Source organism: Desulfovibrio sp. 6_1_46AFAA, from assembly GCF_000224635.1.
GTDB classification, from domain to species: domain Bacteria; phylum Desulfobacterota; class Desulfovibrionia; order Desulfovibrionales; family Desulfovibrionaceae; genus Desulfovibrio; species Desulfovibrio fairfieldensis.
In genome coordinates, this window is record NZ_JH114302.1 from 614591 (window position 1) to 632611 (window position 18021).

The 18021-nt window shown below is 62.6% G+C and carries 14 protein-coding genes and 1 tRNA gene; 9 read left to right on the forward strand and 6 right to left on the reverse strand.

The genetic code is table 11. From position 1 onward, the window contains the following. Positions 1 to 98 precede the first annotated feature (98 nt). The 3 genes from HMPREF1022_RS09350 (at position 99) to HMPREF1022_RS09360 (ending at position 3890) form a co-directional block, all read left to right on the forward strand. Positions 99 to 2384: a vitamin B12-dependent ribonucleotide reductase gene (locus HMPREF1022_RS09350; RefSeq protein WP_035061348.1), complete on the forward strand. Its 2286-nt coding sequence runs from the start codon at positions 99 to 101 to the stop codon at positions 2382 to 2384. A gap of 167 nt (positions 2385 to 2551) precedes the next feature. Then, on the forward strand, positions 2552 to 3328 hold the full coding sequence (bla, locus tag HMPREF1022_RS09355) for a subclass B1 metallo-beta-lactamase (RefSeq protein WP_009302898.1): 777 nt from the start codon (positions 2552 to 2554) through the stop codon (positions 3326 to 3328). A 64-nt stretch (positions 3329 to 3392) separates the two neighbouring features. Then, the gene (locus HMPREF1022_RS09360) at positions 3393 to 3890 is read left to right on the forward strand and encodes a metal-dependent hydrolase (protein ID WP_009302899.1); all 498 of its coding nucleotides are present in this window, start codon (positions 3393 to 3395) and stop codon (positions 3888 to 3890) included. A 248-nt stretch (positions 3891 to 4138) separates the two neighbouring features. On the opposite strand, the gene murJ is transcribed toward HMPREF1022_RS09360, so the two are convergent. The 3 genes from murJ to HMPREF1022_RS09375 form a co-directional block, all read right to left on the reverse strand. Further along, entirely contained in the window at positions 4139 to 5725 is a 1587-nt protein-coding gene (gene murJ, locus HMPREF1022_RS09365; protein WP_009302900.1) for a murein biosynthesis integral membrane protein MurJ, read from the reverse strand. After that, positions 5725 to 8214, reverse strand: coding sequence for a ribonuclease R (gene rnr, locus HMPREF1022_RS09370; protein ID WP_009302901.1), 2490 nt, complete (start codon positions 8212 to 8214; stop codon positions 5725 to 5727). Before rnr ends, murJ begins: the two co-directional genes overlap by 1 nt. A gap of 458 nt (positions 8215 to 8672) precedes the next feature. Next, positions 8673 to 9380 (reverse strand): Bax inhibitor-1/YccA family protein, encoded by a 708-nt coding sequence (locus HMPREF1022_RS09375; RefSeq protein WP_008681841.1) that lies wholly within the window; start codon positions 9378 to 9380, stop codon positions 8673 to 8675. Between the two features lie 454 nt (positions 9381 to 9834). Here HMPREF1022_RS09375 and HMPREF1022_RS09380 point away from each other — a divergent pair, with 454 nt between their 5' ends. Then, entirely contained in the window at positions 9835 to 10428 is a 594-nt protein-coding gene (locus tag HMPREF1022_RS09380) for a peptidylprolyl isomerase (protein WP_008681839.1), read from the forward strand. Positions 10429 to 10730: 302 nt separating this feature from the next. Further along, positions 10731 to 11636 (forward strand): hypothetical protein, encoded by a 906-nt coding sequence (locus HMPREF1022_RS09385; protein ID WP_008681837.1) that lies wholly within the window; start codon positions 10731 to 10733, stop codon positions 11634 to 11636. A 110-nt stretch (positions 11637 to 11746) separates the two neighbouring features. On the opposite strand, the gene ruvC is transcribed toward HMPREF1022_RS09385, so the two are convergent. The 3 genes from ruvC to HMPREF1022_RS09400 all read right to left on the reverse strand — a co-directional run bounded on the left by ruvC (position 11747) and on the right by HMPREF1022_RS09400 (position 13986). Further along, positions 11747 to 12250, reverse strand: a complete 504-nt coding sequence (ruvC, locus tag HMPREF1022_RS09390; RefSeq protein WP_008681835.1) for a crossover junction endodeoxyribonuclease RuvC — start codon at positions 12248 to 12250, stop codon at positions 11747 to 11749. A gap of 205 nt (positions 12251 to 12455) precedes the next feature. Next, the gene (locus HMPREF1022_RS09395) at positions 12456 to 13193 is read right to left on the reverse strand and encodes a YebC/PmpR family DNA-binding transcriptional regulator (RefSeq protein WP_008681833.1); all 738 of its coding nucleotides are present in this window, start codon (positions 13191 to 13193) and stop codon (positions 12456 to 12458) included. A 160-nt stretch (positions 13194 to 13353) separates the two neighbouring features. After that, entirely contained in the window at positions 13354 to 13986 is a 633-nt protein-coding gene (locus HMPREF1022_RS09400; RefSeq protein ID WP_008681832.1) for an RlmE family RNA methyltransferase, read from the reverse strand. A 237-nt stretch (positions 13987 to 14223) separates the two neighbouring features. On the opposite strand from HMPREF1022_RS09400, the gene HMPREF1022_RS09405 reads away from it, so the two are divergent. From HMPREF1022_RS09405 to gmd, 4 genes are all read left to right on the forward strand, one after another. Continuing rightward, positions 14224 to 14760 (forward strand): superoxide dismutase family protein, encoded by a 537-nt coding sequence (locus HMPREF1022_RS09405; protein WP_008681830.1) that lies wholly within the window; start codon positions 14224 to 14226, stop codon positions 14758 to 14760. Positions 14761 to 14901: 141 nt separating this feature from the next. After that, on the forward strand, positions 14902 to 16500 hold the full coding sequence (locus HMPREF1022_RS09410) for a glycosyltransferase family protein (protein ID WP_009302902.1): 1599 nt from the start codon (positions 14902 to 14904) through the stop codon (positions 16498 to 16500). A 102-nt stretch (positions 16501 to 16602) separates the two neighbouring features. Beyond that, positions 16603 to 16678 (forward strand) — tRNA-Ala (locus HMPREF1022_RS09415). A 193-nt stretch (positions 16679 to 16871) separates the two neighbouring features. Further along, the gene (gmd, locus tag HMPREF1022_RS09420; RefSeq protein WP_008681826.1) at positions 16872 to 18020 is read left to right on the forward strand and encodes a GDP-mannose 4,6-dehydratase; all 1149 of its coding nucleotides are present in this window, start codon (positions 16872 to 16874) and stop codon (positions 18018 to 18020) included. Position 18021 lies beyond the last annotated feature (1 nt).

Sequence of the window (18021 nt, forward strand, 5' to 3'; positions counted from 1 at the left end):
TTTTTTCAGCCCCGCCAAGCGTATATGAACAAAGTTCACGCCCCTGCCGCAGGCAGGGTGTGTCCTTGTCCAACTTCTATCCCAAGGTTTATGCTCTGATGATCGCAATGCCCAAAAATCTGCCGCAGCCGCAATTGAAACCCAACACCGAGGTGGTGCTGCAGAAGCGCTATCTGCGCAAATCCCTGGACGGCAAACTCTCGGAAACCCCGCGCGACCTCTTCTGGCGCGTGGCTTCGGCCATCGCTGCGGAGGAAGGCAAATACGAGCGCTCCTCCTGCGAGCCTGAAGCCCTGGCCCGCGACTTTTACGATCTGATGACCGGCTGGAAGTTCCTGCCCAATTCGCCCACCCTGATGAACGCGGGCACGGATCTGGGCCAGCTCTCCGCCTGTTTTGTGCTGCCCGTGGGCGACTCCATTGAAGAAATTTTCGACGCCGTTAAGTATGCGGCCATGATCCACAAATCCGGCGGGGGAACGGGCTTTTCCTTCTCGCGCCTGCGCCCCAAGGAAAGCCGGGTGGGTTCCACCGGCGGCGTGGCCTCCGGGCCCGTCTCCTTCCTGCGCATTTTCAATACCGCCACGGAGCAGATCAAGCAGGGGGGCACCCGGCGCGGCGCCAACATGGGCATTCTGCGCGTGGACCATCCGGACATTCTCGATTTCATCCGAGCCAAGGAAAAAGAGGGCGAATTCAACAACTTCAATCTTTCCGTGGGCCTGACCGAAGCCTTCATGCAGGCCGTGGAAAAGGACGAGCACTACGATCTGCGCGCGCCCAACACCGGCGAGGTGGTGGACCGCCTGCGCGCCCGCGACGTCTTTGACCTGCTGGTCAAAAAAGCCTGGCAGTCCGGCGATCCGGGCATCGTCTTCCTGGACCGCATCAACCGTGACAATCCCACTCCGGACCAGGGCGAGATCGAATCCACCAACCCCTGCGGCGAGCAGCCCCTGCTGCCCTTTGAGGCCTGCAATCTGGGCTCCATCAATCTTGCCTGCTTCTATCTGCCCGGCCATAACGACGACGCCGACCCGGCCCGCGACGGCATCGACTGGGCGGAGCTCAGGCGCGTGGTGCATCTTTCCGTGCGTTTTCTGGACAACGTCATTGACGCCTCGTTGTTCCCGCTGCCCCGCATTGCCGAAACCGTGCGCAAAAACCGCAAGATCGGCCTGGGCGTCATGGGCTTCGCGGATCTGCTCTTTGAGCTGGGCGTGCCGTACAATTCCCGGGAAGGCATTGCTCTGGCCGAACGGGTCATGGGCTTTGTACAGGAGGAAGGGCACAAGGCCTCGGCCGAACTCGCCAAGGAGCGCGGGCCCTTCCCGGCCTATCCCGCCTCCACCTACGCCAAGGCGAAAAAAGGCCCCTACCGCAACGCCACGGTGACCACCATCGCCCCCACGGGCACGCTCTCCATTATTGCGGGCTGCTCCTCCGGCGTGGAGCCGCTCTTCGCGCTCTGCTTCACCCGCAATATTCTGGACGGCGAGCGCCTGGTGGAGGTCAATCCCTATTTCGAGGCCGCGCTGGCCGCCACCGGCCTGGCCGGCCACGAGCTCATGGACAGCGTGGTGGCCAAGGGCTCCATCCAGGACATGGACTTTCTGCCCGCCAAACTGCGCAAGGTCTTTGTGACCGCCATGGATATCGAACCGGTCTGGCATTTGCGCATGCAGGCGGCTTTTCAGCGGCACACGGACAATGCCGTATCCAAGACCGTGAACCTGTCCAACACGGCCACGGAGCAGGACATTTTCGACATCTACTGGCTGGCCTACAAGGAAGGCTGCAAGGGCGTCACGGTGTACCGTGACGGCTGCAAGAGCATTCAGGTGCTGGCCACCGGCGAAGGCCAGAAAAAAATGGACGGCGAACCCGCCGCCCCATCCGGCCGGGTCGCCGTTCAGACGGGCCGGGCCCAGGCTGCGGTGCGCAAGCGCCCGGACATCGTGCAGGGCTTCACCCAGAAGGTGCAGACCGGCCTGGGCGCCATGTACCTGACCGTCAACGAGGTGGGCGGCGAGCCCTTTGAGGTCTTCGCCACCATCGGCAAGTCGGGCCGTTCCATCACGGCCAAGGCCGAGGCCATCGGCCGCCTGGTGTCCCTGGCGCTGCGCTCGGGCGTCCATGTGCGCGACGTGGTGGCCCAGATCAAGGGCATCGGCGGCGAACACCCGGTCTTCCGGGGCAAGGGCCTGCTGCTGTCCATTCCGGACGCCATCGCCTGGGTTCTGGAAAAGCGCTATCTCAAAGACGAGCACATCGGGGAGGTCAACGACCTGGAAGCGCAGCGCTGCCCCGAATGCAACGAGCCCCTGGTTTTTCAGGAAGGCTGCCTGATCTGCCCGGCCTGCGGGTTTTCCCGCTGCGGTTAGCGCCGGACGGTCTTTTTGCCCGCTGACTGCGTCAGACGGCGCGGCCCGGTTTGGTCACGTAGTTAGGCTACGTTCCCGCGCCGGGCTGCTTGTCTTTCTTGTCGGCGAACAAAAACCCCCGTCCGCCGGGGAAGCGTCTTATGATGTGGCATGGTATGGAGGAAAATATGACACAAGTACGAGTGTTTTTGGGGGCAGTCGTGCTGGCCCTGATTGTCTGTTGCTGGTCCCCTGCAAAGACTGCGGCGCAGGAAATCGGCGAGTCGGCCCGTGTTGCGGAGGATCTGGACGTGGTCCGGCTGTCCGGGCGGGTATACATGCACGTATCCCGCTATGAGATGCCGCCGTTCGGCCTGGTGCCCGCCAATGGTTTGATTCTGGTGGACAAGGGCGAAGCCTTTCTCTTTGACACGCCGTGGACCGAATCTCAGACCGAAGTCCTGCTGGACTGGATAGAAAATGTCCTGCACGCCAGAGTCACGGCCTGCGTGCCCAACCATTGGCACAAGGATGCCATGGGCGGCTTGCCCGCCGTGCGCCGCCGGGGCATCCCGACCTACGCCTACGACGGCACTATTGCCATTGCCCGGCAAAAGGGCCTGTGCCTGCCGGAGCACGGCTTCGCGAGCGAGCGGACGCTCAAACTGCACGGTCTGGAGGTGCGCAACGTCTATCTGGGCGGCGGCCATTCCACGGACGGCATCTTTGTCTGGATTCCCGCCGAAAATCTGCTTTTTCCGGGCTGCATGGCAAAGGACGCCAAGACCGTCAATCTGGGCAACACTGAGGACGCCGACGTGCGGGCCTGGCCGGGCACTATGGAAAAGGCCCTGGCCGCCTTTCCCGATGCCCGCATTGTGGTTCCCGGCCACGGGCAGCCCGGCGGCCCGGAGCTGTTGCGGCATACGCGCGATCTGGCCCTGCGGGCGAGCGGATCACGATAGAGCAATTCCCGATTGAAATGTATAACATTTCAATCGCAAAATACTGTAGGTCACGGGACAGCGCATGAAATGGATCACCCATCAGGCGGCGGCCGTGGGCGCGGCCCTGGCCCTGCATCTGCCGCCCGCAGGCGTGCTGGCGGCCTGCGTGGGCGCAGTGCTGCCCGACGTGCTGGACCAGCGCCTGGCCGGTCTGGCCCCCACGCGGCGCGGCCGTCAGAAGGTCTTCAACCGTATCCACCGGGGCGCGACGCATTGGTTCGGCTGGTGGCTGGCCCTGTTTCTGGCGGCCCTGTTCTGGCATCTGCCGCCGCTGGGACGGGCCGCGCTGACCGGGCTGGCTTTCGGCGGCCTTTCCCATGTGGCCCTGGACATGCTCACGCCTCAGGGCGTGCCCTTGCAGCCCTTTTCACGCAAGGGACGTTTTTCCCTTAAGCTCTGCACCACGGGCAGTCTGGGAGAATACTGCTTTCTGGCGGTCATTGCGCTGGCGGTCTGGTTTTTCATGGGCCGGGATCTGCTGCGCCTGGTGCAAGGGCTGGGGCACGGCGCGCTGTTTTAGAGCGATTTCACTTTAAAATTGCTCTAACGCCGAACATGGTGAGGCGCGTCGCGAAGACCGACCCGACGGGCGGCCCGTAGGGCCGTGCCTCTAGCCCAAAGGGCGTACAGGCATCGAGAGCAACGCGGCGTGGATTGCGGCGAAGCGGCCGAAGGCAGCCCGAAGGGCTGTCCCCGTTGGCGACAACGGAGCCATACGGGGATCGACAGCCGTTTCAATCGTAAATTGTTTTATAGTGTCAACAGGCTCTAAGGGGAACGCCGCAGCCGCCGCAGCACGGGTTCCAGAATGGACGGCGCGAGCCACCAGGCCAGAGGCAGGAAGAGCAGGGCAAAAGCCAGGCCGCTGACGGCCAGAGCCGCGCAGGCCGCCGCAATGGGCGGCAGCGGCAGATGCGCGAGACTGTACCCGGCCAGCCACCAGGCCGCGCCCGCGCCGGGGAGAGAGCAGGCCAGGGCGCGCAGCCCCAGGCCGCAGAGCCCGGCAAAGGCCCCGTCGCCGTGGCGGCGGATCCACAGCCCCACCAGCCAGAGCACATAAAGGCTCACGCTCGCGCCGGACAGGGCGGCGATGGCCCAGGCCCCCAGGGGCACGGCCCAGTAATAGTAGAGCGGCAGGCAGGCCAGGGTCATGATGGTGCCCGTGACCGCCGGGGTCAGGGTGTCGCCGTGGGCGTAGTAGGCCCGTACCAGCACCATGTAGACGATCCAGAGCGGAGTCGAGGCCAGCATGATCCGGGTCAGGGGCACGGCGGCCATGGTCTCTGCCGCGCCGAAGCGCCCGCCCTGGAAGATCACGCCCAGAATGGGCCAGGCGGCGGCCATCATCCAGAGCGCGCAGGGGATGATCAGGCCCAGGCCCGCGCGCAGGGCCATGCGCAGGGTCTGGTCGAAGCGTTCCGTGTCGCCCTTGGTCAGCAGGGAGACCAGAAAGGGATAGGAGGCCACGGCGGCGGCCTGTCCCATAAGACCCACCGGCACCTGGGCAATGCGCCGCGCGTAGTTCAGCAGGCTGACCACGCCGTCCCCGGCCAGACTGCCGAAGACGCGCAAAAACTGCTCATCCAGCATGATGATGGTCTGTCCCAGCATCAGGGGCAGGGCCGTGATCAAAAATCGGCCCATGAGCCTGTGCCGCCAGACCGGGCGCAGATGCAGTCCGCCCGCGGCCGCCACCCGCAACGGCAGGGCAAAGGTGCCCAGGGCCGCGCCCACGGTGACGCCCAGGCAATAGCCAGTCATGCCGTAACCGTTGCCCTGGCTGATGCCGAGGCGCGTTCCCAGCAGGGGCAGCAGCAGGCCGCCCGCGATGATGCAGCCGTTGTAGACCAGCGGGGCCAGGGCCGGAACGCTGAACTGCCGCCGCAGGAAGAGCAGGGCCGTGAGACAGGCCCCACAGAGAAAAAAGACCTGGGCGGGCAGAATGATGCGCATGAAAAAGGCCAGCCTCTGCCACTGCTCCGGCGAGAAGCCGGGGGCCACCAGGCGGGCCAGGGGCTCGGCGGCCAGGATGCCCGCGCCCGTGAGCAGCAGCGAGGCGGTGAGGGCCCAGCAGAACACGCAGGAAAAAAAGCGCCAGGCGTCGGCCTCGTCCTCCTGAAAGCGGTGGGAAAGCAGGGGAATGATGGTGATGGACATGAAGCCGCCGGCCAGCAGGTAGTTGATGATGTCCGGCACCACAAAGGCCGCGAAATACATGTCCGCTTCACCGCCCGCGCCGAACTGCCAGGAAATGACCTTGTCCCGGATCAAGCCCATGAGCCGGGAAAGAATGGTGCTGGCGGCCAGAATCAGGGCCGCCGCGCCCATGTGCTGGCGGGAGGAGAGCAGGCCCATCAGCGTCCCCGTTTGGGGCGCGCGCCGTTTTGCTTTTGCCCGTTTCGCCCGGTCCGTGTCTCCTGTCCGGTGCGGGCGCGCGTCCGGCTCTTGCGGTCCGGTGCCGCGTCGGCGGGTTTGTTCCGGGTCTGCTTCTTGCGCGTCTGTTCAGCACGTCGCTCCGGGCGGGCCGCGCTTCGCGTCCGCCCGCCCGCATTGCGGCGTGCGCGCGTGCCCCGGTTTGCGCGGGGCAGTTCCAGGGGCATGAGCCGGATTTCCAGGCGGCCCATGTGCACCTCGGCCAGACGCACGTCCAGACGCTGGCCCAGACGCCAGCACAGGCCGGAACGCTGGCCCAGCAGGCACTGGCTGCGGGAATCCAGCTCGTACCAGTCGTCGCCCAGGTCTTCCACGCGGATCATGCCTTCCACGGGCATGTCCGCGAGCTCCACAAACAGGCCGAAATCCGTCACTCCGGAAACCACGCCGGCAAAGCGTTCCCCTTCGCGGTCTCGCAGGGCCAGGCAGCCCAAGCGGCGGGCCATTTCGCGTTCGCAGTCCACGGCGGCGCGCTCCCGCCGGTTGAGCTGGTCGCTGATGCGCAGCAGCTTCTGTCCGGCGGGCAGGGGGCCGACGGCCTGTCCCAGCGAGGTTTTCAAGGCCCGGTGAACCAGCAGGTCCGCATAGCGGCGGATGGGCGAGGTGAAGTGGCAGTAGGCCTGGGAGGCCAGGCCGAAATGCCCCTCGTTTTCCGGCTGGTAGCGGGCCTGGGGCATGGCCCGCAGGCAGAGGCGGTTTACCAGAAATTCCTGGTCTGTGCCTTGGGCCGCGGCGAGGATGCCCTGAATGGCCGCCGCATCGGGCCGCCCGTCCGCCTGCTTTCCTGATTGCTTGTCCGCGGGCATCGTTTCCAAAGCCGTGGCGGCAAGGGTTTCAAAGAGGCTTTCCAGGCGCTCCGGCTCCGGCTGGGGATGCACACGGTACAAAAAGGGCAGTCCGGCGTCGCGCAGATGCCGGGCCACGGCCTCGTTGGCCGCGATCATGAATTCCTCGATGAGCCGGTGGGCGTCGTGGCGCTGGTGGAAGCCGATCTTGAGCACCCGGCCCTCCGCGTCAAACGTGTATTCCGGTTCGGGCAGATCGAAATCCAGACTGCCGCGCTCCCGCCGGGCCTCGCGCAGCACGGTATAGAGCCGGAATGCCTCCTCCAGCATGGCCAGCACGTCCCCGCCGCGCGGGTTCTCGCGCAGCCGGGCCAGAGCTTCGGCGTCATGATCCAGCAGGCAGGCCTTGACCTGGTCGTAGGTCAGGCGCGCGGCGGAACGCATCACGGCCGGGGCGAAGCGCGCCTTGCCAGGCTGGCCTGTGGGTGAAAAGGGAATTTCCGCCAGCACGGCCAGACGGTCTTCCTGGGGTTTAAGGCTGCACAGGCCGTTGGACAGGGCCGGGGGCAGCATGGGTTCCACGGAACGGGGGAAATACCAGGAGTTGCCGCGCGCCAGGGCCTCGGCGTCCAGGCTGGCGTGCCCCTTGCCGGGAGCGGGCCGCACGTAATGGCTCACGTCGGCGATAGCCACCCGCAGCAGCCAGCCCTTGCCCTTGCGCTCCACCTGCACGGCATCGTCAAAGTCGCGGGCGTCCGCGCCGTCAATGGTCACCAGGGGCAGATGGCGCAAATCCTCACGCCCGGCCAGGTCCGCCTCGCCGGGAGCCGTGGGCAAGGCCGCCGCCTCGGCCAGGACCGAGGGCGGAAAATCGCGCGGCACCTCATGGTTGAGCTTGACCAGCTCCTCCTGCACGTCCACGTCGTCTTCGCGGCCGTAGGCGCCGATCAGGCGCGCGCGCCAGAGATCCGAAGCCAGACGCTCTTCCGGGGCCACCAGCAGAAGCGCGCCCTGTTCAGGCACGGCGGTTCCCTCGGGCAGGGGCACGCTGAAGTCCACGGCCAGGCGGCTGTCCGCCGGGCGGCAGAACAGGGTCCGCCCCGTGCGACTGTGCAGATGCACGGGGATTTCCTTTTGCGGGCGCTCCAGGATTTCCACAATACGGCCTTCCGGGTTCGGTCCGCCGCGCCCCTGCCCGGAGCGCGAGGAAGCCGGAGCCAGCACCACCCTCACCAGATCCTGATGCCAGGCCTCATTGCTTTGCAGGGGATGGATGAAAATGTCCCTGCCTCCCGCCACGCGCACGGCGGGCGAGCCGTTTTCGGCCGCCAGCGGGGTGACGAAGCCGCCGCCGTTGCGCAGGGCCTGATAGCGGCCCACCAGGCTTTTGAGGCTTTCGGGCCGGGTCCAGAGTCCGCCGCGCAGGCGCACCAGACGCCCCTGCCGGGCCAGATCCGCCAGGTTTTCCTCAAGTTCTTTTTTCGCCCGGCGCGGCAGACCCGTGGCGCGCAGCAGGCCGTCCAGACGCATGGGGCGGGATTCGCGGGCAAAAAGTTCCAGCAGTTCGTCATTGCCGGGAAGGGCGGCGGGATCGGCAGGGCGTATATTTTTATGTTGCTTTTTCACGTTATTTCCATGGGCCGCGCCATGCTCAAAAAAAAGGGGCAAAAGGCTCCGCCTTTTGCCCCCGCGCGGCTGAAAAAAGGTTCAGGGCTTATCTCCAAAGTGCGATATTGTCGGCTTTCCGGCAAGAAAACCGGGAAATCCATTTGGAGACAGTCCCCGCGGTCCGGCGGAATTGCAATCAAGATCCGTCGAGCCCGCGTTCTAGAGCAGATTCGTTTTGAAATTGTGCCAATTTCAAAGCTGACTCTGCCTTCAGCCTATCGTTGCTGTCGTCTTCCGTAGCGCTGCTGTCTTGATCCGTAACACGGCTTCGCCGTGAACGGCTCAAGCAAGCCGCCCAGCGACAACGGCTGACGCGCGGCGGGAACGCGCTCCCACCTTGGCTTCAGGCGCGGGCGTCCGCTCACGCGGCCGCCGGAGCATTTCAACATTTTCAACGTTGAAATGCTTTAGGCGGCTCAGTTGCGGTTGCCGCCGAAAAGCCGCAGCATCATCAGGAAGAGGTTGATAAAGTCCAGGTAAAGGGTCAGCGCGCCCATGATGGCCCCGCGCCGCACCGCCGTGCCGTCGTCCAGAGGCGCGGCTTCGCCGAAGCGGCGCAGCTTCTGGGTGTCATAGGCGGTCAGGCCGGTGAAGATCAGCACGCCCAGGCAGCTGATAATAAAGTCCATCATGGTGCTCTTGAGGAAGATGTTCACCACCATGGCGATGATGATGCCGATGAGCCCCATGAACAGGAAGTTGCCCATGGTCGTGAGGTCGCGCTTGGTTACCGTGCCGTAGACCGACATGGCCAGGAAAGTGCCCGTGGTCACCAGAAAGGCGTTGGCAATGGACGCGATGGGGTAGATCACGAAGATGGACGAAAGCATGGCGCCGGTCAGGGCCGAGTAGAGCAGGAAGAGGCCGGTGGCCGTGCCCGCCGACATTTTGTGGATGGCGGCCGAAAGGGCGATGACCATGCCGAATTGGGCCACGATCAGAAGAATCATAACCAGGCTGTTGCCCAGAATGGCATCCCGGATGGCCGGCGAGTTGGCCACGCCGTAGGCCACCACCGTGGTCAGGGCAAGGCCCGCCGTCATCCACTGGTAGACCTGACGCATGTAAGCGGAAACGGCGCTGGTTACGCCGCTTTGCGCGACACTGCGGGTAGTCGGTGACATAAGTCCTCCAAAAAAACTGTTGTTGTCCGATCCGGCACAGCGTGCCGCGGGGTGGTTATCCACACTCCTTTTTGCATACTATATGACTCCCCCCCGATTTAGCAAGTGCCGTGGCCTTGCGGCGGCGGAGCGGTTTTGGGGTTTCCGCGTCAGGCGTTGTTTCTAGGTTCCGGCTATGCCGTATAGGCTCTTATCGGGCAGACGCTCGTCATTGAAACTTTGTTTTTTTGTCGGATGCCGAACCGGCCTCACCGCCCGGCAAGGATTTGTCTGCAAGTCCTTGCCGCGAAATGCGAGCAGACGGGCTTTACTCGCCGTAAGCGGGCATTTTATGTGTTAACGTACTGGTGAGCGGGCCATGCTTCGTCTTGCGGGTGGGCCGGGCCGCGTGCTAGCATGCACAGTCGGCGCGGTGCCCGCACCGGCGAAAATGCCGTATTCCAAGGAGTCAGTTATGAAATTTTTTCTTTCGGCCTTCTGCCTTGTCCTGAGCCTGGCGCTGCTGCCGGTTTTCGCCGGGCAGGCCCGCGCCGCCGCGCCGGCGTCCGATCCCGCCGTCAAGCTGGAAACCAGCCTCGGGGACATCGTGGTGCGCCTGGATGCCCGCAAGGCCCCCATTACCACGGCCAACTTCATCCAGTACGTGAAATCCGGGCATTATGACGGCACCATTTTTCACCGCGTCATCAAAAACTTCATGGTCCAGGGCGGCGGCCTGACTCCGGATATGAAGGAAAAGAGCGCCCGCGCGCCCATTCACAACGAGGCCAACAACGGCCTGCGCAATCAGAAGTACACCATCGCCATGGCCCGCACCGCCGACCCGCACTCGGCCGGCGCGCAGTTCTTCATCAATACCAAAGACAACGGCTTTCTGGATTTCAAGAGCCAGACCCCCCAGGGCTGGGGCTATGCCGTGTTCGGCAAGGTCATCAAGGGCCATGAGGTAGTGGACAAGATTGAAGCCGTGGCCACGGGCAAAAAGGGCTTTTACGAAAACGTGCCCACGACGCCGGTGATCATCAAAAAGGCCGTGGTCATTGAATAGCGCGTTGAAAGAAATTGCCGGGTCCGGAGTCCGGACCGACGACGAACCCCGCCCCACGGCGGGGTTCGTTTTGAGGAGTTCACATTGTTGATGTGTAACTCCTCTGGCGGTAGCGTCAGCCTTGAGAATGCAATTTTCAAAGCTAATCTGCTCCAGGGAGTGTGAAATTTTTATGACGTTGCGCTTCGGCAGCGCAGGGCTTCTTGTCAGTCCATTTCGCTTGCATTACGGTATTTGAAGGCCCGTTGCGCGGCTTCATGGGGAAGCCCCGCGCGGCGCCGCAATCCGCAAGGAGAGAAAGGATGAAAAAGCTCATTGCGCTGGTCACGCTGCTGCTGGGCGCGGCCCTGTTCCCGCCGCAGGCCCCGCAGGCCCGTCCGGCCCATGCCCCCAAGTACGAGTACACGCTCAAAAGCGTCATGCCCGTGGCCGGCCGCCAGGGCGTGGCCTGCGACGGCAAGTACATCTACGTGAGCGACAGCAAAAAACTGTTCAAATACGACATGAACGGCAAGCTGCTGAAGCAGAACGACAATCCCTTTGAGGGCTACGCCATCCCGTCCAATCACATCGGGGACATCGACGTCTACAACGGCGAATTGTACATCAGCGCCGAGAATTTCATGGACGGCGTGGGCAAGGATATTCAGATCGCCGTGCACGATGCGGACACTCTGAAATTCAAACGCACTTTTAAGTTCGAGCCCAAGTCCGGCCAGCTGGAAGTGTCCGGCATCACTGTGGACCCGGTCAAGGGCACGGTGTGGATGTGCTCCTGGGTGGGCGAGGAAAGCGGCCGCTATCTCTATGAATACGACCTGGACGGCAAGTATCTGCGCAAGGTGCATCTGCAGCCCGTGCCGCAGTGGGTGCAGGGCGTGTTCTACTATGACGGTTCGCTTTTTGTGACGGCCGACGACGGCACCGCCGACGACAACGAACCCGACCATCTTTACCGCGTGGACGTGACCTCGGCCACCAACGCGCCCGTGGTGCTGGAAAAGACCTTTGACGAAGCCATCAAGCAGGGCGAAATCGAAGGTCTCTGCGTGGACCCCTCCAGCGGCGACCTGCTGGTGCACATGAACCGGGGCGCGCGTATCGTACTCGGCATGGGCAAGGGCTTCTATCCCGGCTACGACAAGGAAATTCACGAGTTGTACCGCTATTCCATGCAGCCCGCCGGGCCGCGCGCGCCGCGCCCGTAATGAAAACGGCGCACAGCGGACGCGAACCGTCCCCATGCGCCGGTGTTTAATTTCTGATGGACGGGATGCGTTTCCGGCTCCGGAGGCGCATCCTGTTCTTCGTTTTGTGGTCAGCGCGCCGTGAGCGCGGCAAAGCGCCGCATGGTCAGATGGCAGACAGCCACGCCCAGAGCGTCGGAGGTGTCCAGCGCCCAGTCGGCCTCGCGGACGTTGAGCAGGCGCTTGACCATAAAGGCCACCTGTTCCTTTTCCGCCCGGCCTGTGCCCACCAGGGACTTTTTGACCAGGGTCGGCTCGTAGTCGCTGATTCCCAGGCCATACGCCGCGCAGGCCGCCACGGCCACGCCTCTGGCCTGGCCCAGCTTGAGGGCGCTGGCCGCGTTTTTGGCGGTAAAGACCTGTTCAATGGCCGCTTCGTCGGGCTTGCAGCGCCCGAGCACCTTGGCCAGCTCATGGTAAATGCGCGCCAACCGCGCGGAAAATTCCTTTCCGGCTGAGGCCGTGCGCACCACGCCGCAGTCCACCAGCCGGAGAACGCCGGAGACTTCGCGCACCACGCCCCAGCCCGTGCGCTGGGAACCGGGATCAATGCCGATGACGGTGACGGGCTGCATAGAAGGTGCCCCAACAATATAGTTATGCCGCCGTCAAGCCGGTAGCGGGGGTATGACGGCGGCAATGAAAAAGGGCGCGCGACGAGGAATTTTGCCTTTCCGCAAGGAGCGCGAGTTTTTTATGCAGGAAGTGGACTCTTCTGGTCCATGACCGGAATAAAAAACGATGCGCGACACAGCAAGAAGGCAAAAGGACCGGCTTGCGTCAGTCGGTGGGCATATCGTCCGGAAAATCCACATTGGCATAGACATTCTGCACATCGTCATTGTCGTCCAAGGCTTCCATCAGGCGCAGCACCTTCTGGCCCATATCCGCGCTCACGGCCACCAGGTTCTGCGGCACCATGGCCAGCTCGGCGGACTGCATCTCAATGCCCGCGGCTTCCAGGGCGTCGCGCACGGCCGCGAAGTCGGCCATGGCCGTCTGAAGGGTCCAGACATCCTCGTCGTCCAGCACGTCGTCGGCCCCGGCTTCCAGGGCGGCTTCCATAATTTTATCCTCGGCGTAGGCGGCCTTGTCCACGCTGATGACGCCCTTGCGCTCGAACATCCAGCCTACACTGCCGTTCTCGCCCATGGAGCCGCCATGCTTGGTGAAAAGGTGGCGCACTTCGGCCACGGTGCGGTTTTTATTGTCCGTGGCGACCTCCACCATGATGGCGATGCCGCCGGGACCGTAGCCTTCGTAGAAGCCTTCCACAAAATCGCCGCCCGCGTCTTCGCCGGTGCCCTTGCGGATGGCGGCTTCAATCTTGTCCTTGGGCAGGTTCACGGCTTTGGCCGCAGCGATGGCCGCCCGCAGACGGGAATTGCCCGAAGGATCGCCGCCGTTTTTAGCGGCAATGATGATTTCCTTGGCGGCTTTGGTGAAAATCTTGCCGCGCTTGGCGTCCTGGCGTCCCTTGCGGTGCTGGATATTGGCCCATTTGCTGTGACCTGACATAAAACCTCCCGAAAACCGTAAAAGTATTAGAGCGTTTCACCTTGCAATGTTTGCGCGGCCCGTGGGGACTGCGCGCCGCGAAGCGGCATGGATTCAGCAAAAAAATATGTCTTTTTGCTGGATACAGTCTGAACCGCCATATGATTCAGACGAAATCCGGTTATGTTTCCAGCCCGGCATCGCCGGACGCGATAGCGGCTGTGTTGCCGCGAAAACCCAGGCCCGTAAAAAAGGTTTCCTTGCTTTCGGCGCGTGAGCTTTTGGGTTTAAAGGATTTGACCGAGCTGAACGCCTTGCGCATGGGGGTGAGCAGATCCTGAATATCCGGTCCCATGAAGATCTTGACCACAAAATTGCCGCCTTGCTTCAGATGCAGGCAGGCTACGGCCAGAGCCTCCAGGGTCAGCTCCAGGGAACGGGCCTGATCCGTGAAGCGCGTACCCGTGGTACGCGGAGCCATATCGCTGATGACCAGGTCAAAGGGGCCCAGTTCGGCCAGCTTGGCCTCAAAGGCGGCGGAGCGCTGGAAGACGTCCTCCTGCATGAAGAGCACCTGGGGCGGGAACGCCGTTTCCGTGCTCTGGATGTCGCAGGCCAGGACAAGCCCCTTGGAGCCCACTTTTTCCGCGACGCCCAAAGACCAGGAACCGGGGGCGGCCCCCAGATCCAGCACTTTCATGCCCGGCTTGAGCAGACGGAATTTGGCATCCAGCTCTTTCAGCTTGTAGACCGAGCGGGCCGGATAATTTTCCCGCTTGGCTTTGAGGAAATAATGGTCGCGATATTCCTTCATAAAAACCCCAACACATAAGCATAGCCTTTTTCAATTCGTTCGCCAAGTCTTGATGCCGGATGGGGCCGAGCGGCCTTGCACCGTGCCGCAACAGGCTTATCTGCCTGCTTTGAGAATAATTATTTCTTGTATTGACGGAAAGCCGGAAAGCAGGCTAGCGTCAGGACAGGTTAAAAAATCCATGCCGCTCCGGCTGAAGCCCGGAGTGCGCATTTGCCTATCTTAAGGAGAATGACAATGATTTTGAAAAACATGAGTTTCGCCCTGCTGCTCTGCGGCGGGCTGTTGTTGATGGGCTCCGCCGCGCAGGCAGAAAGCGTTAAAACCCCGGTGAACAAAATCAGCCCCGACGGCGTGGGCGAGGAAATCGGCTTCATCACCTTCTCGGACGCCGACGGCGGCGGGGTGGATATTATTGTGGACCTGACGGGCCTGCCCGAGGGCGAGCACGGCATGCATGTGCATGAAAACGCTTCCTGCGCTCCGGCTGAAAAGGACGGCAAAATGGTGGCGGGCCTGGCCGCCGGCGGGCATTACGATCCCATGAAGACCAATAAGCACGCCGGGCCCGACAAGGCCGGCCATAAGGGCGACCTGCCGCATATCATGGCCGATGCCGAAGGCGTGGCCAAGGCCAAGCTGCACGCTCCCAACCTCCAGGCCAAGGACCTCAAGGGCCATTCCGTGATGATCCATGAGGGCGGCGACAATTATACCGACAATCCGCCCTTGGGCGGCGGCGGCGCGCGCATCGCCTGCGGCGTCATTAAGTAGTACGTAATCAGGCTCATACCTTTCACTTTCCTTCTGTTGACAGGCCCCGCCGGAAATCCGGCGGGGCTTTTATGTCGCACGGTCTTGCGGCGGGCGGCGCATGGCGGCTATGGTGGGAAATCCGTTTTCTTGCGAGGGAGCATGCCTGAATCCATGCGCGCGCCACGGCGCGTCAGTTTGCCTGATTTCGCGGGGCGCAGCCTGAGCCTGCCCGACAATCCCGAATCCTGGGAGCGCCTGGGCGTCGGCAAGGATGTGCTGTTGTTGGGGCTGGGGCCGGGGCGGCCTGAGGAGCTGCCTTTTGCGCGAGGCGGCGCGCGCCTGTTCTGGCTGGACGAGCCGGAAACCCTGCGGCGTCTGGAGGTCGCGCATTCAGGAGCGGGGCGGCGGTCTCTGCCCGGGCATTGGCAACAGGTCACGCCGGAAGATATCGTGGCCTTGGCCGCGCGCTGCTCCGTCTTTTTTTATCGGCCGGGTCTGCGCCTGGCTCCGGATTTCTGGGGTCCGCTCCTGGGACGCCTGGGTGCGGCCCGACTGGAAGTGCGGACGCGGCGGACAGTCATTGAAGACGCTAAGAAACATGCGGCGGAGGAGGGCGGTCGCCGCCCGGTTCTGCTGCCCGGCACAGAGCGGCAGCTTCTGCATCAGGAATTGCGTCAGGCTTTGGGCGAAGCCGGTTTCGGACCGGTGCTGGAAAGTGTGCCCATGTGCCGCGACACGGAAAACCTGTTGGCGGCCTGGGAAAATCTGCTGGCCGGGAGCAATCCCGCGCTGCTGCTCTCCGTCAATTTACGTGGCCTGGACCCGGAGGGGCGGATTTTTTATCTTTGCCAAGCTCTGGGCGTGCCGGTGGCTGTCTGGTTTGTGGACAATCCCTGGCATTTGCTCTCCGGCCTGCGCCTGCCCTGGTGGCAAGAGGCCGCGCTGTTCGTGACCGACGAGAGTTTTATTCCCGGCCTGCGGGCCGCCGGAGCCCGGCGGGTTTTTTATTTGCCTCTGGCTGTGGCCCCACAAATGTGGCGGGATTTGCCGGACGAAAACGAGGCTGCGGACCTTGTCCAAAACCCGCCGCTCTTCGTGGGGCGTTCGGCCTTTCCGGAGCGGGAACGTTTTTTTGCGGCGGCCCGTGTGACGCAGGGCCTGGAGCAGGAGGCGCGCACCCTCTTGACGCATTCCGGCAGTCCTGCGGAGGGGCCGCATTTTCATTGGTGGCTCCGGAAATCTGGGGTTGCCCCCTGGCCTGGACAGGATGTGCGTTGCGTTGGTCTGGGCGCGGAGATCTGCTCCCAGGCCAATCGCGTCCGCTGGGTTCGGGCCGGGTTGGGTGCCGATATGCGGATAGTGGGCGATGCGGGCTGGCAAGACCTGCTGCCGGGCCTCGAGGTGCTGCCGCCGGTGGATTATTATACGGTCCTGCCGGATCTCTACCGTCGAGCCGAGGCCGTGCTCAACGTGACCAGCCTGTTGCTGCCGCATAGTCTGAGCCAGCGCCATTTCGACGTCTGGGCCGCTGGGGGCCTGCTTTTGAGCGACGCCACGCCCGGCCTGCGACTTTTCCCCGAGGCGTTGACCCGGCCTGTAACATTAAGTAGCCCGGCGGACCTGCTGCCCCGGCTGGCCGCCCTGCGCGCTGATCCGGCCCGGACCCGCGAACTGCGCCGCGCCTGGCGGGAATACTTATGCGCCGGGCATGCCTACCGTCATCGCGTGGCGCAACTGCGTGGAATTTTGGAAATCTGAGGAAAAACATGTAGCGCAAACGCGATCAGCCCTGGACTGGAGAAGGGCTTGACAGCCCGGCCCTTTTTGCCTAGAAATTTTTTCCACGATGTTTCTATTTGTGGGGAAGTAGCTCAGCTGGGAGAGCATCGCCTTCGCAAGGCGGGGGTCGAGGGTTCAAATCCCTTCTTCTCCACCACAAATTTTAAGGGGTTATGGTTTTAAAACCATAACCCCTTTTGTCGAGTTATAGATTTTCCGTGAAATGCATTCAATGGACATCGCCGCTGTTTATGGATAAAAACAAAAGCTACCAATAGTTGCTCGTCTTGTTTGTGCCCCCGTACTTGCGGATTGCGGCGCTATAACCCATTATAATAAAAATGGATATCATGAAAAAAGCTCTGATCACCGGTATTACCGGGCAGGACGGCGCATATCTGGCGGAATTCCTTCTCCAGAAAGGGTATGAGGTGCACGGCCTCAAACGGCGAGCCTCTCTGTTCAATACCGACCGCATCGACCATCTCTATCAGGATCCGCACGCCTGTGAGCGGCGTTTTATTTTGCATTACGGCGACCTCAGTGATTCCAGCAATCTCGTTCGCATCATGCAGGAAGTAAAACCTGATGAGGTTTACAACCTGGCGGCCCAGAGTCATGTGCAGGTGTCCTTTGAATCGCCAGAATATACGGCGGATGTGGATGCCTTGGGCACGTTGCGCTTGCTGGAAGCCATACGCATTACCGGGTGTGCCGAGCAAACCCGTTTTTATCAGGCCTCTACTTCCGAGCTGTTCGGTCTGGTGCAGGAAGTGCCTCAGACGGAAAAGACGCCTTTTTATCCCCGCTCGCCTTACGCCTGCGCCAAACTTTATGCCTACTGGATTACGGTCAACTACCGAGAAGCTTACGGCATGTATGCCTGTAACGGCATTCTGTTTAACCACGAGTCGCCCATCCGCGGCGAAACCTTTGTGACCCGCAAGATCACCCGTGCCTTGTCGCGTATGGTACTGGGACTGCAGGATTGCCTGTATCTCGGCAATATGGATGCCAAGCGCGACTGGGGCCATGCCCGCGATTATGTTGAAATGCAGTGGCTCATGCTGCAACAGGAACAGCCGGACGATTTCGTCATCGCCACGGGACGGCAGTTCTCGGTGCGGGATTTCGTCAATGCGGCGGCGGCCGAAGTAGGGGTAACGCTCACCTGGGAGGGCAGCGGCGTTGACGAGACCGGAACCGTGGCCGCCGTGGACGTATCCCGTCTTGCACAGGCCGCCGGAGGGCGGCAGGGCATGGAATGCCACGTTAAACCCGGCGACGTCATTGTGCGGGTGGACCCGCGTTATTTCCGCCCCACGGAAGTGGAAACTCTGCTGGGCAATCCGGTCAAGGCCAAGGAAAAGTTGGGCTGGACGCCCAAGACGACCTTTGAGGATATGGTGGCCGAAATGACCCGCGAGGATCTGGGCTTGAGCATGCGCGACGCCGTGTGCAAGGTGGCGGGCTTCAAGACATTCAGCCACAACGAGTAGC